This window comes from Pseudoalteromonas neustonica (assembly GCF_001653135.1).
GTDB classification, from domain to species: domain Bacteria; phylum Pseudomonadota; class Gammaproteobacteria; order Enterobacterales; family Alteromonadaceae; genus Pseudoalteromonas; species Pseudoalteromonas neustonica.
In genome coordinates this window covers 1-19,174 of sequence record NZ_BDDS01000011.1, presented here as the reverse complement: position 1 = coordinate 19,174, position 19,174 = coordinate 1, and the positions used below count along the sequence as shown (strand labels likewise).

Annotated in this window: 16 protein-coding genes; 4 read left to right on the top strand and 12 right to left on the bottom strand. The window is 40.6% G+C overall.

Features of this window, described 5'->3' with window-relative positions:
* Window positions 1-19 precede the first annotated feature (19 nt).
* The 6 genes from A7967_RS15055 to prmB all read right to left on the bottom strand — a co-directional run bounded on the left by A7967_RS15055 (window position 20) and on the right by prmB (window position 5,163).
* Window positions 20-1,141 (bottom strand): ATP-NAD kinase family protein, encoded by a 1,122-nt coding sequence (locus tag A7967_RS15055; protein WP_054206037.1) that lies wholly within the window; start codon window positions 1,139-1,141, stop codon window positions 20-22.
* Window positions 1,131-1,685: an elongation factor P hydroxylase gene (locus A7967_RS15050; protein ID WP_054206038.1), complete on the bottom strand. Its 555-nt coding sequence runs from the start codon at window positions 1,683-1,685 to the stop codon at window positions 1,131-1,133. The genes A7967_RS15055 and A7967_RS15050 overlap by 11 nt, the downstream gene beginning before the upstream one ends.
* A 111-nt stretch (window positions 1,686-1,796) precedes the next feature.
* Complete coding sequence (locus A7967_RS15045) at window positions 1,797-2,444, bottom strand: glutathione S-transferase family protein (RefSeq protein ID WP_054206039.1); 648 nt, start codon at window positions 2,442-2,444, stop codon at window positions 1,797-1,799.
* 84 nt (window positions 2,445-2,528) lie between these two features.
* The gene (locus A7967_RS15040) at window positions 2,529-2,933 is read right to left on the bottom strand and encodes a DUF4112 domain-containing protein (protein ID WP_054206040.1); all 405 of its coding nucleotides are present in this window, start codon (window positions 2,931-2,933) and stop codon (window positions 2,529-2,531) included.
* Between the two features lie 131 nt (window positions 2,934-3,064).
* A complete protein-coding gene (gene aroC, locus A7967_RS15035) occupies window positions 3,065-4,162 on the bottom strand; it encodes a chorismate synthase (protein WP_054206041.1) in 1,098 nt (365 codons plus the stop codon).
* Between the two features lie 65 nt (window positions 4,163-4,227).
* Window positions 4,228-5,163 (bottom strand): 50S ribosomal protein L3 N(5)-glutamine methyltransferase, encoded by a 936-nt coding sequence (gene prmB, locus A7967_RS15030; protein WP_054206042.1) that lies wholly within the window; start codon window positions 5,161-5,163, stop codon window positions 4,228-4,230.
* Window positions 5,164-5,291: 128 nt separating this feature from the next.
* On the opposite strand from prmB, the gene smrB reads away from it, so the two are divergent.
* Together smrB and A7967_RS15020 are read left to right on the top strand one after the other, a co-directional pair.
* A complete protein-coding gene (smrB, locus tag A7967_RS15025) occupies window positions 5,292-5,849 on the top strand; it encodes an endonuclease SmrB (RefSeq protein ID WP_054206043.1) in 558 nt (185 codons plus the stop codon).
* A 26-nt stretch (window positions 5,850-5,875) separates the two neighbouring features.
* The gene (locus A7967_RS15020; RefSeq protein ID WP_054206044.1) at window positions 5,876-6,799 is read left to right on the top strand and encodes an AEC family transporter; all 924 of its coding nucleotides are present in this window, start codon (window positions 5,876-5,878) and stop codon (window positions 6,797-6,799) included.
* Window positions 6,800-6,803: 4 nt separating this feature from the next.
* On the opposite strand, the gene A7967_RS15015 is transcribed toward A7967_RS15020, so the two are convergent.
* The 4 genes from A7967_RS15015 to sixA form a co-directional block, all read right to left on the bottom strand.
* Entirely contained in the window at window positions 6,804-7,541 is a 738-nt protein-coding gene (locus A7967_RS15015; RefSeq protein ID WP_054206045.1) for a glucose 1-dehydrogenase, read from the bottom strand.
* An 11-nt stretch (window positions 7,542-7,552) separates the two neighbouring features.
* Window positions 7,553-8,023, bottom strand: coding sequence for an ASCH domain-containing protein (locus tag A7967_RS15010; protein ID WP_064435831.1), 471 nt, complete (start codon window positions 8,021-8,023; stop codon window positions 7,553-7,555).
* Window positions 8,007-8,357: a RidA family protein gene (locus A7967_RS15005; RefSeq protein WP_054206047.1), complete on the bottom strand. Its 351-nt coding sequence runs from the start codon at window positions 8,355-8,357 to the stop codon at window positions 8,007-8,009. The genes A7967_RS15010 and A7967_RS15005 overlap by 17 nt, the downstream gene beginning before the upstream one ends.
* Before the next feature lie 211 nt (window positions 8,358-8,568).
* Window positions 8,569-9,045 (bottom strand): phosphohistidine phosphatase SixA, encoded by a 477-nt coding sequence (sixA, locus tag A7967_RS15000; protein WP_054206048.1) that lies wholly within the window; start codon window positions 9,043-9,045, stop codon window positions 8,569-8,571.
* Between the two features lie 181 nt (window positions 9,046-9,226).
* On the opposite strand from sixA, the gene A7967_RS14995 reads away from it, so the two are divergent.
* A complete protein-coding gene (locus A7967_RS14995; protein ID WP_054206049.1) occupies window positions 9,227-11,947 on the top strand; it encodes an insulinase family protein in 2,721 nt (906 codons plus the stop codon).
* 52 nt (window positions 11,948-11,999) lie between these two features.
* Window positions 12,000-14,237 (top strand): EAL domain-containing protein, encoded by a 2,238-nt coding sequence (locus A7967_RS14990; protein WP_054206050.1) that lies wholly within the window; start codon window positions 12,000-12,002, stop codon window positions 14,235-14,237.
* Window positions 14,238-14,932: 695 nt separating this feature from the next.
* Here the strand turns inward: A7967_RS14990 and efpL are convergent.
* Together efpL and A7967_RS14975 are read right to left on the bottom strand one after the other, a co-directional pair.
* Entirely contained in the window at window positions 14,933-15,505 is a 573-nt protein-coding gene (gene efpL / locus A7967_RS14980; RefSeq protein ID WP_054206052.1) for an elongation factor P-like protein EfpL, read from the bottom strand.
* A 148-nt stretch (window positions 15,506-15,653) separates the two neighbouring features.
* The coding region (locus tag A7967_RS14975; protein WP_157756416.1) for an Ig-like domain-containing protein at window positions 15,654-19,174 on the bottom strand (3,521 nt) is incomplete at its 5' end.

Below are 19,174 nucleotides of genomic sequence, written 5' to 3'. Positions count from 1 at the left end.
TTTTGCAGTGTGTTAGCCATTAATCTTGGTGGCCTACTGCATACATAATATGGTCGTTAAATCCGCTTGTAACACGAATATAACCGCTTAATTCATCATCCAACTCAGTATCGCCAGTATCGCTAATGAGAGGACGGCCATTTAAAGCCTGTAGTTTGGTTTTTGTTGCCACCACTATAATGTTGTGTGTACCAACCGCGCGAATAAGCGCTGGACTTAATTGTTGGTTACCGCGACCAAAAATATGACCTTGACCACCGATAAGCGTGATCACTAACTTGGTTTTTCGATTTTTTGTTAATTCAAGTAGCTTTTGTGCAGTAAGGTCGCGCCCAATCAGCTGCTGATCTTCGACCAAGTCGACACCTAATAGCGTGTTTTCAAGGCCCATCTCTTGCATCACCGCTTCAACTGTTGAGCCACTGCCCATAATATAGAGCGTGTCTTCTTCCATTTCACTCACAACATGTGCGGCTATATCAGCCAATACAAGTTCATCGGTTTCTTTGCCACCATTTTTTACAGCTTGCACATAACGCACTTCACTCGGTACTTGCATTTCACCATAACGTTTTGCTTTTACTGTGCCTTGGCGAAACGCATCTTCGTCAATATCCATAACATCGGCATCACCAAGAGTAACAAGTTCCCCTTTAACCAGCATTTCAACTACACGCCCTGCTGCTTTTGGCGTAATAGCGTACACACCTGAATGAATTTTGCATCCTGCAGGAATACCAAGCACAGGGACATTGTCTTCAACCGCATGACAAATATTACGGGCGGTGCCATCGCCTCCAGCAAATAAAATAAGATCGACACCTAATTCTAATAATGCTTTTGCAGCCTGCTCTGTGTCCACAGAGGTAGTAACATGTTCACTGTAATAAATAACTTCAGTGGTAAAGCCAAGCTCTTTGGCTGTATGCTCGCCCATTGCACCATTGGCAGTATAAACAGTAAGCTGGTTCTGATAAGGTGTTAATACTTCCAGTGCAGCTTGAGTTCGTAAATTTGCTTTTGGTTGCGCCCCAAGCTTAATCGCTTTGGCTGCAGTGTCAGCACCATCACTGCCTTTGAGCGCCACACTACCACCTAAACCCGCAACAGGATTAACAATTAATCCTAATTTAAACGCCATTACAAAGCTCCTGTGGATGTTGCCATAAAAACTGCGCCGTACTCAATGGCCACGGCGTGTTATAAAATTTACTTAATGCGTTTAAAAGAGCACTAGTACGCGGATTAAAACCATCATCTAAAAACTGGATTAACTGCTGATGCACACGTGCTTGAAAATCAAAACGACATGTTTGCTCACCATTTAAATTATCAACAGAGACATTAAAATCAAACCCCGCCGCTGCGCTTAGTGCCCACTCTATTGCTTGTGGTTTAACTTCAACAGATTCAAATTCAGCTTGTTGAGATGCATCTCGCCCGTCTGGGCAATACCAGTACCCATAGTCTTCTAAAAGCCTGCGTTTATCACCCGCGACTAACCAATGCGCAATTTCATGCAGAGCACTGGCGTAAAAGCCATGGGCAAATACGATTTGATGATATGACGTATGCTCGTTAGCAGGCGTATAAATAGGCTCATGCTCACCTTTTACTAAGCGCGTATTATGGCTTTGATAAAAAGTGCTATCAAAAATAGAAATTAAATCGGCGATTTGATGCATAAAAACTCGATAACTCACCTTGATATAATACTGCTAATGCAATTAAAAACGTGGCGAATTGTACTGGCTTTTCAAAGGAAAGTAAAAAGCCATATAGGTTAGCAAAACAAGTTAAACATCAACGCCAGCTTCATCACATTCGACAATATCTGTTTCTGTTAGTGCTTGTTTTATCCAGCTTTGTAATACTGGGCAATTTATCACTTGCTCAGTATAGCGAGTTGCCGCTTCGGATAAATTAATTTGATAAGTTTTTAAGCGCAGTACAATAGGCGCGTACATAGCATCAACAATACTAAATTCACCGAATAGCCAAGCATTTGGGTAATCGGCTTGTTGTTGCGTAAAAATTTCATCTATACGTGTTATATCATTTTTAGCAGTATCAGATAGCTCAACAAAACGAGTTGCACGAATATTCATTGGCATTTCATTACGTAACGCTATAAACCCTGAATGCATTTCGGCGCTTAAACTACGCGCTTTGGCTCGCTGAGCTATATCTTTCGGCCAGGCTGAACCAGCTAGATAAGCATCGTTGATGTATTCACAAATTGCGAGAGAGTCCCATACGTGCAAACCACCATCTATTAATGCGGGAACTTTTTGCACATCAAATCGAGTACTAAGTGTTTTATAAAACTCAGGAGTGTCGAGTACCAACTGCTCCTCAGTAAAATCCATATTGAATTTACTCATTAAATACCACGCTCTAAGCGACCAGGTAGAATAGTTTTTATTACCGATAAATAATTGCATTTTAAAATCCTGTTTGTAGATGAAACTCAATATACCTACAACTGTGCAATAACTCATCAAAACTTTAATCCTAATAAGCTTATTTTAGTTTTCAATCCCCTTTGCTTTTAACTGTTTAGTTATATGATTTTTTAACAAACGCGTATTACGAGTGTTGGCCTTGAAAAATGCATCAAAAATATCCCCAAACACAGGCACTAGCCCACCTATAAAATCTATAGCCATATTGAATAGAATACGTAGTTTAATATGCCAGCTTACGCCTAATTTTTGAGCCTCAAATAATATATAGGTCGATAGAATTAAGCCTGCTACATCTCCAATAAAAGGTACAAGGCCAATTAATGCGTCAACCCCGAATTTAAAATTGGTAAAGGGGATTCGGATGCTGCTATCGGTTATCTGACTAAAACGCTCTAATCTTGCAAGTGTTGCTTTTTGTTTAGTTTGCTTAACTTGCTCTGTATTTATATAAGTAGAATTTTGCATAGTAATAACCTCCAAAAAAATTATACAAATGTGAAGTTGAACTAATCCTGAAAGCTGTATTTAAATTGTAAAAAGCAAAAAAGCGCGTTTAACGCGCTTTTAGTTAGTAATACTTATTGTGTTATAAATACCTAAACTGAGCCTTTAATTGGCCCATGTTCGTGGTTTACATGTGGGTTTTGACCGCGTTGGCGTAGCAAATGATCCATTAAAGTAATAGCCATCATCGCCTCAGCAATCGGGATTGCACGAATGCCTACACAGGGATCATGGCGGCCTTTAGTGATCATCTCAACCGCTTCGTTCTCGGTGTTAATACTGTTACCGGGAATAGTAATACTCGATGTTGGCTTAAGCGCAATTGAAGCAATGATATCTTGCCCTGTAGATATACCTGCAAGTACGCCACCGGCATGGTTTGATGTAAAACCTTCAGGTGTAAGTTCATCGCGGTGCTGCGAACCTTTTTGCTCTACCACATCAAAACCATCACCTATTTCAACGCCTTTGACTGCGTTAATGCTCATTAGTGAATGCGCAAGCTCTGCGTCTAGGCGGTCAAATACTGGTTCGCCTAAGCCAACCGGTACGTTTTTAGCAACCACTTTGACTTTTGCCCCCACTGAATCACCTTGCTTTTTAAGGTCGCGCATATATTCATCAAGTGCGTCTAACTTGCTTGCATCTGGGAAAAAGAAAAGGTTATTTTCAACTTCATCCCAATCGTAATTTTCGGCTTTAATTGGCCCAAGTTGACTTAAACACGCACGTACTTCAATACCATGAAATTGTTTTAGGTATTTTTTAGCTATTGCACCGGCTGCAACGCGAATAGCGGTTTCTCGTGCCGATGAACGACCACCGCCGCGGTAATCACGTAGCCCGTATTTATGCCAATAAGTGTAATCACCATGACCTGGGCGAAATACGTCTTTGATTTTTCCGTAATCTTTTGAACGTTGATCGGTGTTTTCAATCAGTAAACCAATGCTAGTGCCCGTGGTTTTACCCTCAAATACACCTGAAAGAATTTTGATCTGATCGTCTTCACGGCGCTGCGTTGTATAACGGCTTTGTCCTGGTTTACGACGATCTAAATCGATTTGTAAATCGGCCTCTGTGATTTCAAGGCCTGCGGGCGTACCATCCACAACACCGCCTAAGGCAACGCCGTGGCTTTCGCCAAAGGTGGACACTTTAAATAACTGCCCAATGCTATTACCTGCCATTGCTTTCCTCATTCCTAATGACTACTGAGAACCGAGCCTAGGGCTCGGCTTTAATTTTAGTGTGATCAGTCAGCAAAATACGCTACTAATTGTTTTTTACTGATCACAAATACGCCAAGACCGCCTTGTTCAAATTCAACCCATTCAAACGGCGCACCTGGGTAAAGTGCATCCATATGTACCATAGAGTTACCTACTTCGACAAATAACAAACCGTTATCAGTTAGATGCTCTGCTGCATCGCTCAATATAGTACGCGTTACATCTAAACCATCGTGACCAGATGCCAAGCCTAGCTCTGGTTCATGGTGAAATTCGCGAGGTAAATCAGCCATGTCTTCTGCATCAACGTATGGCGGATTTGCAACGATCAGGTCATATTTTTGTCCTGGAACGCCACTAAATACATCTGATTGAATCGGTAATACGCGATCACTTAATTGGTAATCTGTGATGTTGATATCAGCCACTTCAAGGGCTTCATAAGAGATATCAACCGCGTCTACTTGTGCTTGCTCAAAAGCTTGTGCCAAAGCAATAGCGATACAACCCGACCCTGTACATAAGTCTAAAATGCGGTTGACTGATTCTGGCTCTTCAAGCCATGGCGTAAAGCGGTTATTAATAAGCTCTGCAAATGGAGAACGAGGGATCAATACACGCTCATCTACATAAAACTGCATATTCGCAAACCATGCAATATTTGTAAGATAAGGTACTGGTGTACAGTCGTTAATGCGTTCTGCAATCAGACCCGCTAAGCGATTTTTTTCGGTGCTAGTTAAGCGCGCATGCATCAACTCTTTTGGTGCATCTATTGGTAAGCTTAATGCTGGTAATAATAAACTGACCGCTTCATCCCAGGCGTTATCTGTACCGTGTCCAAAAAAGATACCACTGCTGGCAAACTGACTTGTGGTCCATCGTAACCAATCGTGTAACGTTGAAAGTTCTGCCACAGCTTCATCTAAGGTTGCTTCTTCTATTAGTAATTCGCTCATGTGTGTTATCTGCCTGCTACTTTCAAAATTATTAATCCAACCGAGGCCATCATCGGCCTCATGATTGCCCTACTTATTGTAACGCCTTTTAACTCGATTTTTTGCGTTTTTTTGTTTAGACTGCCGCTATGAAAAAAGATCCCCATTCAAACAGCCCTATTAGCACTGATGACATTGACTTGTTTCGTCAAAGTATCAGTGGTGCGCGCGTTTTTAAACAAGACACTCACCGCTTTACCAATAAACCTAAAGTGTCACAAGCTAAGCAATTTGCCCAGCAAAAAAAGCAACATCAGTCAGAATTTTTCTTCTCTGATGAATATGTGCCCGATATTGATACTAATGGCACAGTTAATTATGTTCAAGATGGTCAAGATCGCTTTTTAGCTAAACAGCTACGCAGAGGTGACTTTGTGCCTGATCTCACACTCGACTTGCACGGATTAAATAAAGAAGTAGCCAAAGATGAACTCGCGGGGCTGCTTCATGAGTGTAAAAAGAAACATTATTATTGTGCATGCGTTGTGCATGGCATTGGTGGGCATATCCTTAGGCACAAAGTACCACAATATTTAGTACAGCACCCTGATGTGATAGCAATGCACCAAGCACCTCTTGAGTATGGCGGTAAAGGCGCAGTACTTATATTAATAAATTTACCGCAAAGCGATGAGTTTAGACGTTAATTAACCCATATTAAGGCCACTGGTCAGTGCATATTTTTTCGATTATCTTTCCACTGATCTTTCTTGTTTTATGTGGGTTTATTTGTAGCCGCAGCACATTTTTGTCGCAAGGGCATGTTGAAGGCTTAAGTAAATTTACTTTTTATATTAGTGTTCCAGCATTTTTATTTTTAAACATGGCTAAAGCTGATTTACAAAATAGTGTGAGCTTGTATGGCTTTTTGAGCTTTTATATCCCCGTCATACTTATCTTCTTACTCGCGTTGGTAATTGATCGCTTTTATTTATCTAAACAATCTCATTATGAACGCCATAGCGTGTTTGCTTTGGGCAGTAGCTACTCAAATACCGTGTTAGTCGGGTTGCCCATTATTATTGCAGCCATGGGCGATCAAATGATGGGGATCATTTTTATGATCATTACCTTTCATAGTGCGCTGCTGTTTACCTTTACTTTTTTAATAAGCGCCAAAGGGAGTAAGCACGCTTTTTCTTGGTCAAAATTTGCTAAAAACATGCTACTCAATCCTGTGGTCTTAAGTATCAGCAGTGGCATAGCAGTTAATGCAGCTGGCATATCACTATTTGATAATTTAAACACAGGTTTAACGCTTTTAGCTCAGCCAGCAATCCCGTGTGCGCTTTTTGTGTTAGGGGCTAATTTAGCATTTTACAAAGTAGCTGAAAATTGGCGCGGCGCCATTATTGCCTCCATACTAAAGCTATTCATTTTACCCAGCTTAGTATTTTTAATAGGTAAAACAATATTTCAACTCCAGCCTGCACTGTTAAATGTGCTGGTATTATTAAGCGCATCACCTTTGGGTGTAAATGCGTATTTGATTGCTTGCCAAATAAAACAGCATCAAGCTACGCTGGCAAGTACCGTCGTTATTTCAACGGTATTAAGTGTATTTAGCTTTAGCTTTTGGTTATCAGTATTATTATAGCTTTTTATAAACCGCCAGCGACATCAATAAAACTACCTGTTGTAAAAGACGCTTGATCAGACGCTAAAAAATAAATTGCAGCAGCGACTTCTTCTGGTTGCCCACCTCGACCCAACGGCAGTTTATCCTTAAGACGTTCTACGCGATTGACTTCGCCGCCATCACGGTGCATATCGGTGTAAATAAGCCCAGGTCTAACTGAATTCACTCTAATTTTTTGTCCCGCAACCTCTTTAGCTAAGCCAACGGTTAATGTATCCATAGCCCCTTTTGATGCAGCATAATCAATGTATTCGTTTGGAGAGCCAGTGCGTGATGCAGCCGATGAAACATTAACAATGCTGCCGCCATTGGGCATGCGCTTAATAGCTTCACGACTACATAAAAAGGCGCTAGTTACATTAGTAGTCAATACCTCATTTATACGTTGTGCATCCATATCAAGTAACCGCATTTGTGGCTTTAAAATACCCGCGTTATTAACAAGCACTGTGAGCTTACCAAACAGCTTATCCAGCGATTGAAACATAGCAACAACGTCTGCTTCTTTTGATACATCAGCCTGCACTAATTCTGCGCGCCTTCCCACGCGGCGTACTTGCTCTGCTACTTTTTCGGCGCTTTGCTGATTGGCTTTGTAATTAATGCATACATCATAGCCATGGCGTGCAAAATAAAGTGCAGTCGCCGCGCCTATGCCTCTGCTGGCACCTGTTATAAGCACTACGGGGTTGGCTTTCATTATCAGTCCTTTTATACAACGAACACCCGTTTAAATTGCTCACACACTAACGGCATTGTTTCACTGCGTGAAAAATCAGTGCCAGCAAGTTCACGCTGGTAGTAAGCCCAATGGACTTTTTGCCAATAAGCGAGGCTTTTATCACCCTCACCTTCTAAAGCGGCGTACTGTGCAGTGATTTCATTATAAGGTATTATGGCGACATGTGTGGTTTCGATAATACCAAGGGGGTTGCCTTGCCAATCGGTGAAAATATTTAAATCACCAGCGGTAGGTAACGCTTCGTTATTATGCTCAAACCAATAAAGTGATGTTGTGGTGGCTGTTTTAATATTTTGTAGCACTAAATTAGCGCAGTCATTAGCATCAATTTCATTATCGCAAAAATACCACGCTGGCAGTGTTTGCAATGAACGGCCTGTTGCTTTATTAAAAGCACAAATTAGCCGTTCAATAGCATGCTGATTACTTAAGTGCGGCAACAACTGAAATCTCAACTAACAGGGCATCACGCGCCATTTTAGCTTCAACACATGCACGTGCAGGTGCATGCCCTTGTGGTACCCATGCATCCCAAACCGCATTCATATTAGCAAAGTATTCCATACTTTTTACATAAATTGTGGCGCTGAGCATATGCTCTTTTGAGCTACCAGCTTCATTTAAAAGTAACTCTACTTTATCAAGCATGGTTTGCGTTTGTTCAGTGATGTTTTTTTCAGCATCAGCACACACTTGGCCACATAAATAGACAGTGCCGTTGTGTTTTACGATGCGGCTCATACGCGCACCAGTTTGAAGACGTTCAATTGTCATGGGGATCTCTGCTAAATTAATTTGGCACTAATTTAGCAAATTTGGGACTGAAAACAAGGTATGTATCCCCAAACCAGCTCAAGATGCAGAATTCAGCGTTTCACAGGGGCTTAATATCAAGGCGTTACTTTGCAAGAATGGCACTCCCTTTTAAGAAGTAACAACGTAGAGAGTAAGCGTCTGTGAAACGCCCAAAGGGTTGGTTTAAAAGCTAAACATCAACGTTACTCGGTGCATGAATGCTTAAATATTCGCTTTTTTGACGACTTTCATCATAACTAAGCACCGCAACAGCCCCCGTATTAAAAATTGGCATATTACCAATGCTTAATTGATCGACTAAATAACTCACAATTGGCATATGAGCAACCACTAGCCATGAATCACACTCAGGGTGCATCGCAATGAGTGTTTCAAGATAATCGGCGGCCACTTGTGGATTTGCTTCAGGAACAATATCACCACAGGTTTCTTCAAATAAAAAGCGGTTATGCTTTTTAACCTCTAACGCCGTTTGCTGAGCACGTATATAAGGGCTCACTAATAAGCCCGTTGGTTCATGTGTTGCGTGCAACCATAAACCCATTTTTTCAGCTTGCTGTTGACCAATCAAAGTCAAATTTCTACTTGCATCGTCAGCTTGCATCGGTGTTGCTTCGCCGTGGCGCATTATTAGGATTGTTTTCATAAAAAATCAACCGATTAAAGAATATAAAACAGTAGCCAGTTTGCCCGTTTGTCCGCTATATTAAAACAACGTCCCACCTATCGCTTATGATATTCAGGAAGAAATAACCAAGCTCTATAATTGCTGTCCTGAAGATATCATCTGTTGTTAACAAGTAAACGCTAAGTTTCAGGAGCATCATTTGAATATCAGCCGCAATGATAACAGAACATACCACTCCCTCACACTGGACAATGGTCTAAAAGTACTGTTAGTGCAAGATAAAGATTCAACCAAAGCCGCCGCTTCGATGGCTGTAAACGCAGGTCATTTTGATGATCCTCTTGATAGACAAGGGCTGGCGCACTTTTTAGAACATATGCTTTTTTTAGGGACAGATAAGTTTCCAGAGTCGGGAAGCTTTGGTAATTTTGTATCTCAAGCTGGTGGTAATACCAATGCATGGACAGGCACTGAACATACTTGCTATTTTTTCGATATTAACGATCAAGAGTTCGAACACGCACTTGAACAATTTAGCCGTTTTTTTATCTCGCCATTACTAAGCCCTGCTGAAACTGAAAAAGAGCGCAATGCAATTGATGCAGAATTCAAACTAAAAATTAAAGACGATGGCAGACGCATTTATCAAGCCCACAAAGAAACCGTTAATCCAGCTCACCCTTTTTCCAAATTTTCAGTTGGTAATCAACAAACCTTAGCTGATCGTACATTATGTATCAGCGACGAACTTAAAAGTTTTTTTGAACGCTATTATCAAGCCCAGTGGATGAGCCTTGTTGTATGTTCAAGCGCAAATATTGCGACCATGCAAAATTGGGTCACGTCTTTATTTGGTGCTATAAAAGGCCAAGCAGTTAAAAAGCCAGTTATTGAAGCGCCACTCTATCGCCCGCAAGATTTGTCTAAAGTGCTGCATATTGAACCACATAAACATATGCAAAAGCTCATAGTAAGTTTTGCCATGCCTAATATTGATGATTTTTATCGCCATAAAACAGTGAGTTTTATTGCTCACTTACTAGGGTATGAAGGGCAAGGGTCATTATATTCAACCTTAAAAGAACAAGGCTGGATAAACGCACTTTCTGCTGGTGGCGGAATTAATGGCAGTAACTTTAAAGACTTTAATATTAGCGTGGCGCTAACCGATGAAGGCATTGAATACTATGAAGATATTGTTGAAATGATATTTGAGTATATTTGCTTAATCAATCAAAATGTCGATAAGCTGCCTCGTTTATATCAAGATAAAAAAAATCTCTTGCAAATTGCATTTGATAATCAAGAAAAAGCCCGTTTAATCGACTGGGTCAGTAATTTAAGTATCAATATGCAACATTATGATGAACCCAATTACGTACAGGGTGATTATTTAATGGTGGGCTTTAATGAAAGTGCTCACAACATGGCGATGCAATGGCTAACACCGCATAATATGCGCTTGGTGTTGATCCACCCAGATGTAGAGCCAGAGCATAAAACTAAGTGGTATCACACCCCTTACCGTGTTGAGAGCATTTCAACGTGCTGGCTTGAAGCCTTATGTGAAATAAATACACCATTACCAGAAATGCTACTGCCAACTGCAAACCCATACTTAACAAAAGAAGTTACTTTACACGAACTAGATCAACCACAGCCGCACCCTCGACTATTAGTAAAAGAACCTGGATTTGACTTTTGGTTTAAGCAAGATAATACATTTCGCGTTGCGAAGGGTCATTTCTATTTAGCTATGGACTCTGACTTTGCCGTTAAAGATATAAAACACATGGCATTAACGCGTCTTTTTGCCGATTTATTTATGGACAGTGTGGCTGAGCAATTTTACCCCGCAGAGCTTGCAGGGCTTAGCTATCACTTAACGTCCCATCAAGGTGGATTAACACTGCACACCGCAGGATTATCATCAAGTCAATTAGAATTAGTCGACGAATTACTTAATGCATTATTTAATGTCAGTATTTGTGCAAAGCGCTTTGCTGAATATAAAAAACAATTGGTGCGTCATTGGCGAAACAGTAATCAAAATAAACCTGTAGGGGAATTATTCAGTGTGCTTGGCGCTAAAGTTATGCCGTGGAACCCAGAACCAGAGCAGTTAGCAACTGCACTTAAAGACACCAGCTTTCATCAGTTTAATTGCTTTAGAAAGGAGTTTTTTAACGCTCTGCATGTGGAGTCATTTTTACATGGCAACTGGCGAGAAAGTGACGCGATAGAATTTCAAAAGAAAGTAGCGCAGCATTTGGCAAAGTCAGCCACGATTGCTGATTTAACACGCCCATTATTTGAGATAGATAAAATTACACGCACTCAGTTAGAGCTTAACTGTAATGATCATGCCATGGTCATTTATTACCAAGCCCAAACTGATGAGGTCGCTGAAAAAGTAAAAATGATGGCTCTAAACCACCTTATTAATCAAGATTACTTTAACGAGCTACGGACAAACCAACAATTAGGCTACTTAGTTGGCGCAGGTTACGCACCATTTAATACCCGCGCTGGTATGGCCTTTTATGTACAATCACCCGATTACTCAGCATTGACACTATTAGAGCGCCACAATGAGTTTATCGCTAAATTTTTAGCTACATTGAGCCAATTAGATGAACAGCAGTGGCAGCAGCAAAAGCACGGGCTAACAACTCACATAGCGGAAAAAGATAAGAACTTACGTCTTAGATCACAACGGCTTTGGCTTGCTATTGGAAACCAAGATCACCATTTCCATATGCAGAAAAAATTACTCAACGCCCTAAAAGAACTGACTTTAGCGCAAATGATCATCTATATTCGTTCAACATTTGATGATAATAGACCAAGATATGAACTATTGAGTGTACCCAAAATGAAAAAACAGACAAAAGAGGCTGTTTATTCTCATTCTCTTTGACACTTCATGGCGCTTCATTTAAATTATCAAGTGCTAAATAAAGAAGTGCATAATGATAATAAAAAAAATAATACTTAAAACATTACTGTTCATCATATTTATTCTCAGCTATAGCCCACAAAGCTATGCTGAGCAATCTCTTGATCAACAAACCTTAATGGTCTATTTACCAAGCGCCTTTGTTGCGCTGGTTTTACCGTACCTGCTATTTACCATATATAGACTGCGCCGTTCCCGAAAGCAACTGCGGTTGTCAGAACATCGTTTAAAAAGCACTGTAGAAGGCAGTGGAGACACTTTGTGGGATTGGAATATAAAATCTGGCTCAGTGTTGAGAATAAATGATAAATACATGATGGATAAAAACGCCACCAGTGATTTCCCTCCTAATAAAACTCTTATTCACCCAAATGATGTTGCAAATGTCGCTCTGTTATTAAAGCAGCACTTTGCTGAACAAAGTGCATTTTTTGAAGCCAGCTACCGTATAAAAGATAGCTTAGACCGTTGGCATTGGGTGCTTGATAGAGGAAAGATCATCGAAAAAGATGGCAACCTAAATCCATTGCGCATGACTGGTACTGTGCGTGATATCACCCAACTGAAATCCACAGAAGCACGTCTTAACTTATTTGCAAAATGTGTTGAGTCGCTTACTGATGCGCTCGCAATTTATGACAAAGATTTTAATTTAGTTGATTTAAACCCTAGCTTTTTAAGTCAATTTGGGGGAAATCGCGATAACTACCTAAACAAACCTTTTACTTTGCATGGCTACGAACAAAGCTATATAGATGAAATAAAAAATACCGTAAAACAAACAGATCACTGGCAGCAAGAAGTAAAACTACGCAATAGCGAGCGCAAATTATTACCGATTGAAATTTCAATTGATGAAATAAAAAACGAACAAAATCAAATATGTAATTACGTAATCGTTTACTCTGATCTTACAGAGCGTAAAAAAGCCGAATCACAATTGCATAACTTATCAAACCGCGATCGGACAACCGGCCTGCCCAATCGAAACTTATTTTTTACTAACTTAAAAAAGTTAGCCAGACAAAATGAGCACCATGCTTTACTTGTGTTTGATTTAGATGATTTTAAAAAAATTAATGACTCATTAGGCCATCAACTTGGCGACAGTTTATTAGCAAAATTAGCAATGCGCTTAAATAAACTAACACGAGAAAAAGATGTTTTTTATCGCTTAGGCGGCGATGAATTCGCTTTAGTTATGTCTGGTACAAACGATATCCACACGATTACCCGCATGGCAAAACAATTTTTAGCAGCCATAGCCACTCCATTTAAAATGGCTGGTCATGAACTCGTGATCACTTCAAGTGTTGGTATTGTATTATTTCCTGAAGACGGTAATACCCCTGAACTGCTGCTTAAAAATGCCGATACAGCCATGTATCACGCAAAAAAGAAGGGCAATAGCTACCTGTTTTTTAATGACACGATGAATCGTCAAGCAGTTAAACGCTTACAAATCGAAAACCTTATGCGTTTTGGTTTAAAAGAAGATCATTTTGAAGTGTATTATCAACCAAAAATGAACATTCGTACTGGAAAGTTCACTGGGATGGAAGCATTAGTGCGCTTTATCACCCCTAAAAAAGGGATAATTAGTCCTGGTGTATTTATTCCAATAGCAGAAGAAACAGGACAAATAATTGAGATTGGTGAAGTAGTATTAAACAAGTCATGCAGAGATGTAAAAGAATGGTTAGATGCTGGTTTATTCAACGGTCGTGTTGCCGTTAACCTCTCAGCTAAGCAATTTAGTTTACCCGATTTAACCACCCGCATTGACGTTATATTGCAAAAGAATGAGCTCCCCTCATACTTTTTAGAGCTCGAAATTACTGAAGGTACGGTAATGGATGACCCGCAAGATGCCATTTCAATTATGCGCTCACTTAGCGCACGGGGAATTCATTTAGCTATGGATGACTTTGGAACTGGTTATTCATCACTGGCGTATTTAAAACAATTTCCGTTAAACACATTAAAAGTAGACAAAGCATTTATAGACGACATGAAAACAGAGCGTGGCCGCAACATGGTTGACTCAATTGTAACGATTGCTCATAACCTTGATCTCCATGTGGTTGCTGAAGGCGTTGAGCAAGCAGACCAAATCACTATTTTAAAAGAGTTAAACTGCGAAACCATGCAAGGCTACTATTACTCTAAGCCGCTCTCTAAAGCTGAGTTTACTGTTTTTTTAGAAAAGCAACAAAGTGAATCCGCACTGAGCCTTGTTCATCAAGCTTAAGGCAGCCAAATACACGCTTGCCTCCCGTTACACCGTAAAAGAGCACGTCGATAATGTAAATTAAATAAACACCACGCTACAGGGCCTAACAGCCCTGCAAGGACTATCCAACGCTTTACTGGCATGCCTTTTTTAATCACTTCTAAATACATAATAACAACAAACACAATACTGATTAAAAAATAAAGCAAACCAACAACACCATTCAGGTCAAAAATCAGGCGGGCAGTTTAACCAAAGCTCAAATAAATTTAAAGTGTTATGCTAGGGCGTGTTGACCTTTGTGGATTGAAATTTGTTCAATCTAGGGGCGATTTAATCGCGGCGCGAGGTTTGTAACCTAGCGGGCTAAGTAAAAACCGAGCAAAGCTTCCGCGTCCTGCTCACGCCCCTTACCTACATCCGTGTAGGCAACAAAGAGTTAATCGCCCCTAGAAAGAACCCTTTGGGCAGCGCATGTTTGGCATTTATACTACGTTATCGCCTATTTATGGGGAACAACCACACGACATAGGCTCTGCCTTGCCTAAATACCACACAGTCTGCTGCAAAATTAATCACGAAAGATCAACACGCCCTAAAAATGATGGCGAAAAAAAACCAGCCAAAGCTGGTTTTAAATTACTACGCTATACCTATTTCATTAAAGTGGTGAGGTTTGACTCTCTCACTTTAATAACGTTGGTATGTCTGATTTACTTTTCAGCACGGCCCATAAATTTTTGTTCTGCGGTATTAATACGAATGCGGTCACCCGTAGAAATATGCTCTGGCACTTGAATGATCAAACCCGTTGATAGACGTGCTGGCTTTGAACGTGCGCTCGCAGATGCACCTTTAATTGATGGGTCAGTCTCTTCAACCACTAATTCAACACTTGATGGTAAATCTAAGCCCACAGGTGCGCCATCAATGACTATAACGTGAACACCTTGCGTTTCTTCGTTCACGAATAAAATTTCTTCGCTGATAGCCTCTTTATTCAAGTTGTATGGCGTATAATCTTCGTTATCCATGAATACATACTCTTCACCATCGATGTAAGAGAACATTGACTCACGGCGAATTAAATCTGCCAATTTAAGCATATCGCTATCTTTGAATGTTTCATCAACTTTACTGCCCGTGACTACATCGTATAAACGCATACGATACAAACTACCGCCAGCACGGCCTTGCGGTACAGATCTAACAATATCTTTAACAACTAGCACGCGGCTATTAAACTCTATAGCAGTACCTTTTTTAACTTCACTCGCCTTAGGCATTAGTGTATTCCTATAATTTATAAATCCACAGGAACATACCACGAACTGGGTATTCTTCAATAGAAACAAAGCAACTTAACGATAGTTTTTGTGCAATTAAACAATCAAACGCCGCCTAATGGCGGCGCTGATTATAGTTTAGTCAATCTTAAAAGCGTACTTTTACACCTGCAGATAACTCACCAACATCATTTTTTGTCACTTTATAATAGGTGTATTTAAGTAGTAGCTCGGTATTTTTATATACCGAATAACCTAATGCAGCACCTGCGTACGGCTTAGTGTCATGCTCTTTATGCTCTAACATCGCACCTCCAGTAATACCGCTTTGTATTTCATACTGATGGCGGTATGCACCTAAAAATAACGTTGCACTTAATGACTCTACTGGCTCAAAACGATAGCCAATCTCAGTAGCAATCCCTTTAGGAAGAACTGGTACGTAGCGTGAATAGTCGATGTGAACACCATCGGGGTTAGTTGTATCTGCCGTTAGCTCAACACGTCCTTGCCCTAAATCAATGTATCTTAAACCAACCTGCCAATTTTTAGTCAGATCATAATAAACACCCAGCGACCAGCTTGTATCTGTATCATCCACTGATATTAAATTTACGTCGTTATCTGGTTTAGCTAATGCACTTTTTGCTTTAGCTTGTCCTAAGGTCCCCTCTATCGACCATGTATCAGCCATTGCACTAGTACTCAACAAACAACTTGTGGTAATAATTGCAAAACCTGGTAGTAGTGACTTTCTACGGCTAATAACAAGCACTGAAATCAATAATAACCCTAAGCCTCCCATACTGCCTCCTGATGATTTATTACTAATGGCAACTGACTTAACTGCTTTAACAGTGACTTCAACTTGCGCCGCTGATTTAGCTCCTTTACTATCTTTAATAGTGTAATCAATTGTATCCACTCCTTCAAAGCCAACTTTTGGTGTGTACTGCAATGTACCGTTTACATTAATTGCTGTACTTCCTTGCATGGCTTTTGCGTTTACAATAAATAACTCATCGCCATCTATATCTGTATCGTTACGAAGTACGTCAATTTCTATTGATACTTGATCGTTTGTTGATGCCGTATCAAACACTGCAGTTGGTGCATTATTAGTTACAAGGTTCACTTTAGCGGTGCTATTTGATGTACCACCTTGTCCATCACTGATACTGTACTCAATCGTTGCAACACCAACAAACGCTGCAGGCGGAGTATAAAGCAACTGATTTTCAACAATACTCACTTCGCCAAAATCAACGGTTACACCAGTAAGTGACAGTGAATCACCATCCAAATCTGTATCATTTTTTAATACATCAATTGTAATAGATTCACCTGCACCGATCGTTACCTCATCTGGATTAGCTTGCGGTAATTGGTTTGTGGAGCGAACAACTGCTACGCCACCTGGGTCAACAATAGAGCGGTTTGCTTTTCCATCATCATCATTTGGGCCGCCATCAACAATTTGTAGTTGTACACACCATGACCCTTCAATTAGCCCTGTGGTCCATTCATTACTGCGTGGTGGTGGACAATAACCTGGCTCGCCTGCCGCCGAGAGTATTTGGTTCTCGCCTGTTGTTACAAAATCAACCCACTCGCCTTCTTTTAGCTTTCTATAAACCGAGTTTTGCGAAATTGGGTTTCTTTGTGGCAGCACAATACTGTAAGTATCGCCTGCATTAGGTAAACCTGAGGCGATAAAGTCAAATAACCCGCCAATATTTACCGCATCATTATCTGCTGGCAATTCACTATCGAGCAATTGTACACCACCGGTTGCATTTTGTGAGACCGTGATCCCTTTTCTGATGCAAACGCCAGGTTCACCTTCAACCAAGAACTCATCACTATCTTTGGCTTGCTCTTGCATAACATTACATTCACTGATGGCATCAAGGTAATCAGGAATACCGTCATTATCGCTATCGCTGTAACCTTCTTGATCGTCTGGAATTAAATCTCCATCGGAGTCTTGCTCTGTTAATGTTGCAAGAGCCTCAATAACCTCAACATAGACTTCTTTGGTTGTTGATAAACGAGGTTCACCATCATCTTCTGCCGTTACTGATACTTTGTAAACACCCGCAGTAAGAGACTGTGTTGAGAAAGTAAATTCACTCTCATTCGTACTGGTATTGATAAGCTCATTATCAATAGATAGCCAACTCAAGCTAACGTTATCGTTTGGATTCACATCCTCGACAAGCCCTGTAATGGTGACAAGTTCCTCACCGATAGTCACCAACGATCTACCTTGCCCACCTTGATGAACAGATGTTGTAATTGTTGGTGCTACGTTATCTTCAACAATAGTAATCGTGGCTGTTGATCTCGCGCCTAGGTTCAGCGTATCAGCCAGTGAAATTGTAATTGTTTCATTGCCTTCAAGCTCTGAGTCAGCAAATACAGTGAAGTTAACTCGCCCTTGAACACCACTTTCAATGATTAATTCACCTGATGTTAAATTGTGATCTGAACTATCAGCAGTTCCTAAAACTGTATACGGTATAGTTACTGGATATACAGGTGATTCACCATTTAAGAATACACTAAACATGTGTGTCTGATCTTCAGCAACTTGACTATCTTTGCTCAAAGAAATCAGTGGATTAATATTAATGTTTTGTGTCGCGATTGCCTCAAGTCCATTACCATCAACTGCTTTCCAATACACTAAATGGCTACCTGGAGCAAAGAGTATATTTGGGCTTACCAATGATACCCCGATTCGATTACCTTGACTGTCAGATGCAAGCGGAACCCCTAAGTTCACTTTAGTAAATAACCCCTTCGCATTAACATTAACATCGGCCGGTGTTTCAATAGTTGGCAAACCTATGTCCAGTTGATTTATTGTTAACTTAGCCGTTGATTTACTACGCGCTTTATCAGGGTCTTCAATCAAATAATTAATTTGAATAGTACCCTGCGTACTTGCTTGCGCATTATAAACAACCAATCCATTTTCAATAGTGACAGACCCTACGCTTGCATTTGCTCCTATTATATTTAATTGCTGCTCATCAGCGTCCGTGTCGTTTGCCAGCACATCAAGCGTGTAAATGTTCTGCTCGTTTTCATCAAACGAGAATACATCAGGATTTGCCACAGGAAGGTCATTCACCGAGGTTACATTTAAGCTCGCTGTAGCGGCTGCAGATTGTTCTGCGCCATCACTTGCTAAATACGTAAAGCCATCAGCACCAAAGTAGTTCAGGTTTGGCGTGTAAGTAAACGACGTTCCTTGCTGACTTAATGTACCAAACTGCGGCTGTGACATAATAACTAATGTTAATACATCCCCATCAGCATCTGTTATCGTTGGTGAAAACGAAATTGCGTTATCTTCAAGTAAACTCAGCGAAATACTTTGCGCAACTGGCGCTTCATTTGTGTCATTAACCGTAATTGAAAACGATACTAAGCTAGCACTTAACTGCGCATCACTGACGCTGATCACAATGCCTGCTTGCGTGCCTACATCATCATTTGTTGGAGTGCCACTAAGCTGACCTGTCGCTGCATCGAAGTTTGCCCAACTTGGCTTGTTCGTGATGCTAAAGCTCAGCGTATCACCGTCCATGTCTTGTGCGCTTGGTGTAAAGCTATACGCTTCATCCTCGTTCACTTGCGTTGCGGGTATCCCACTGATAC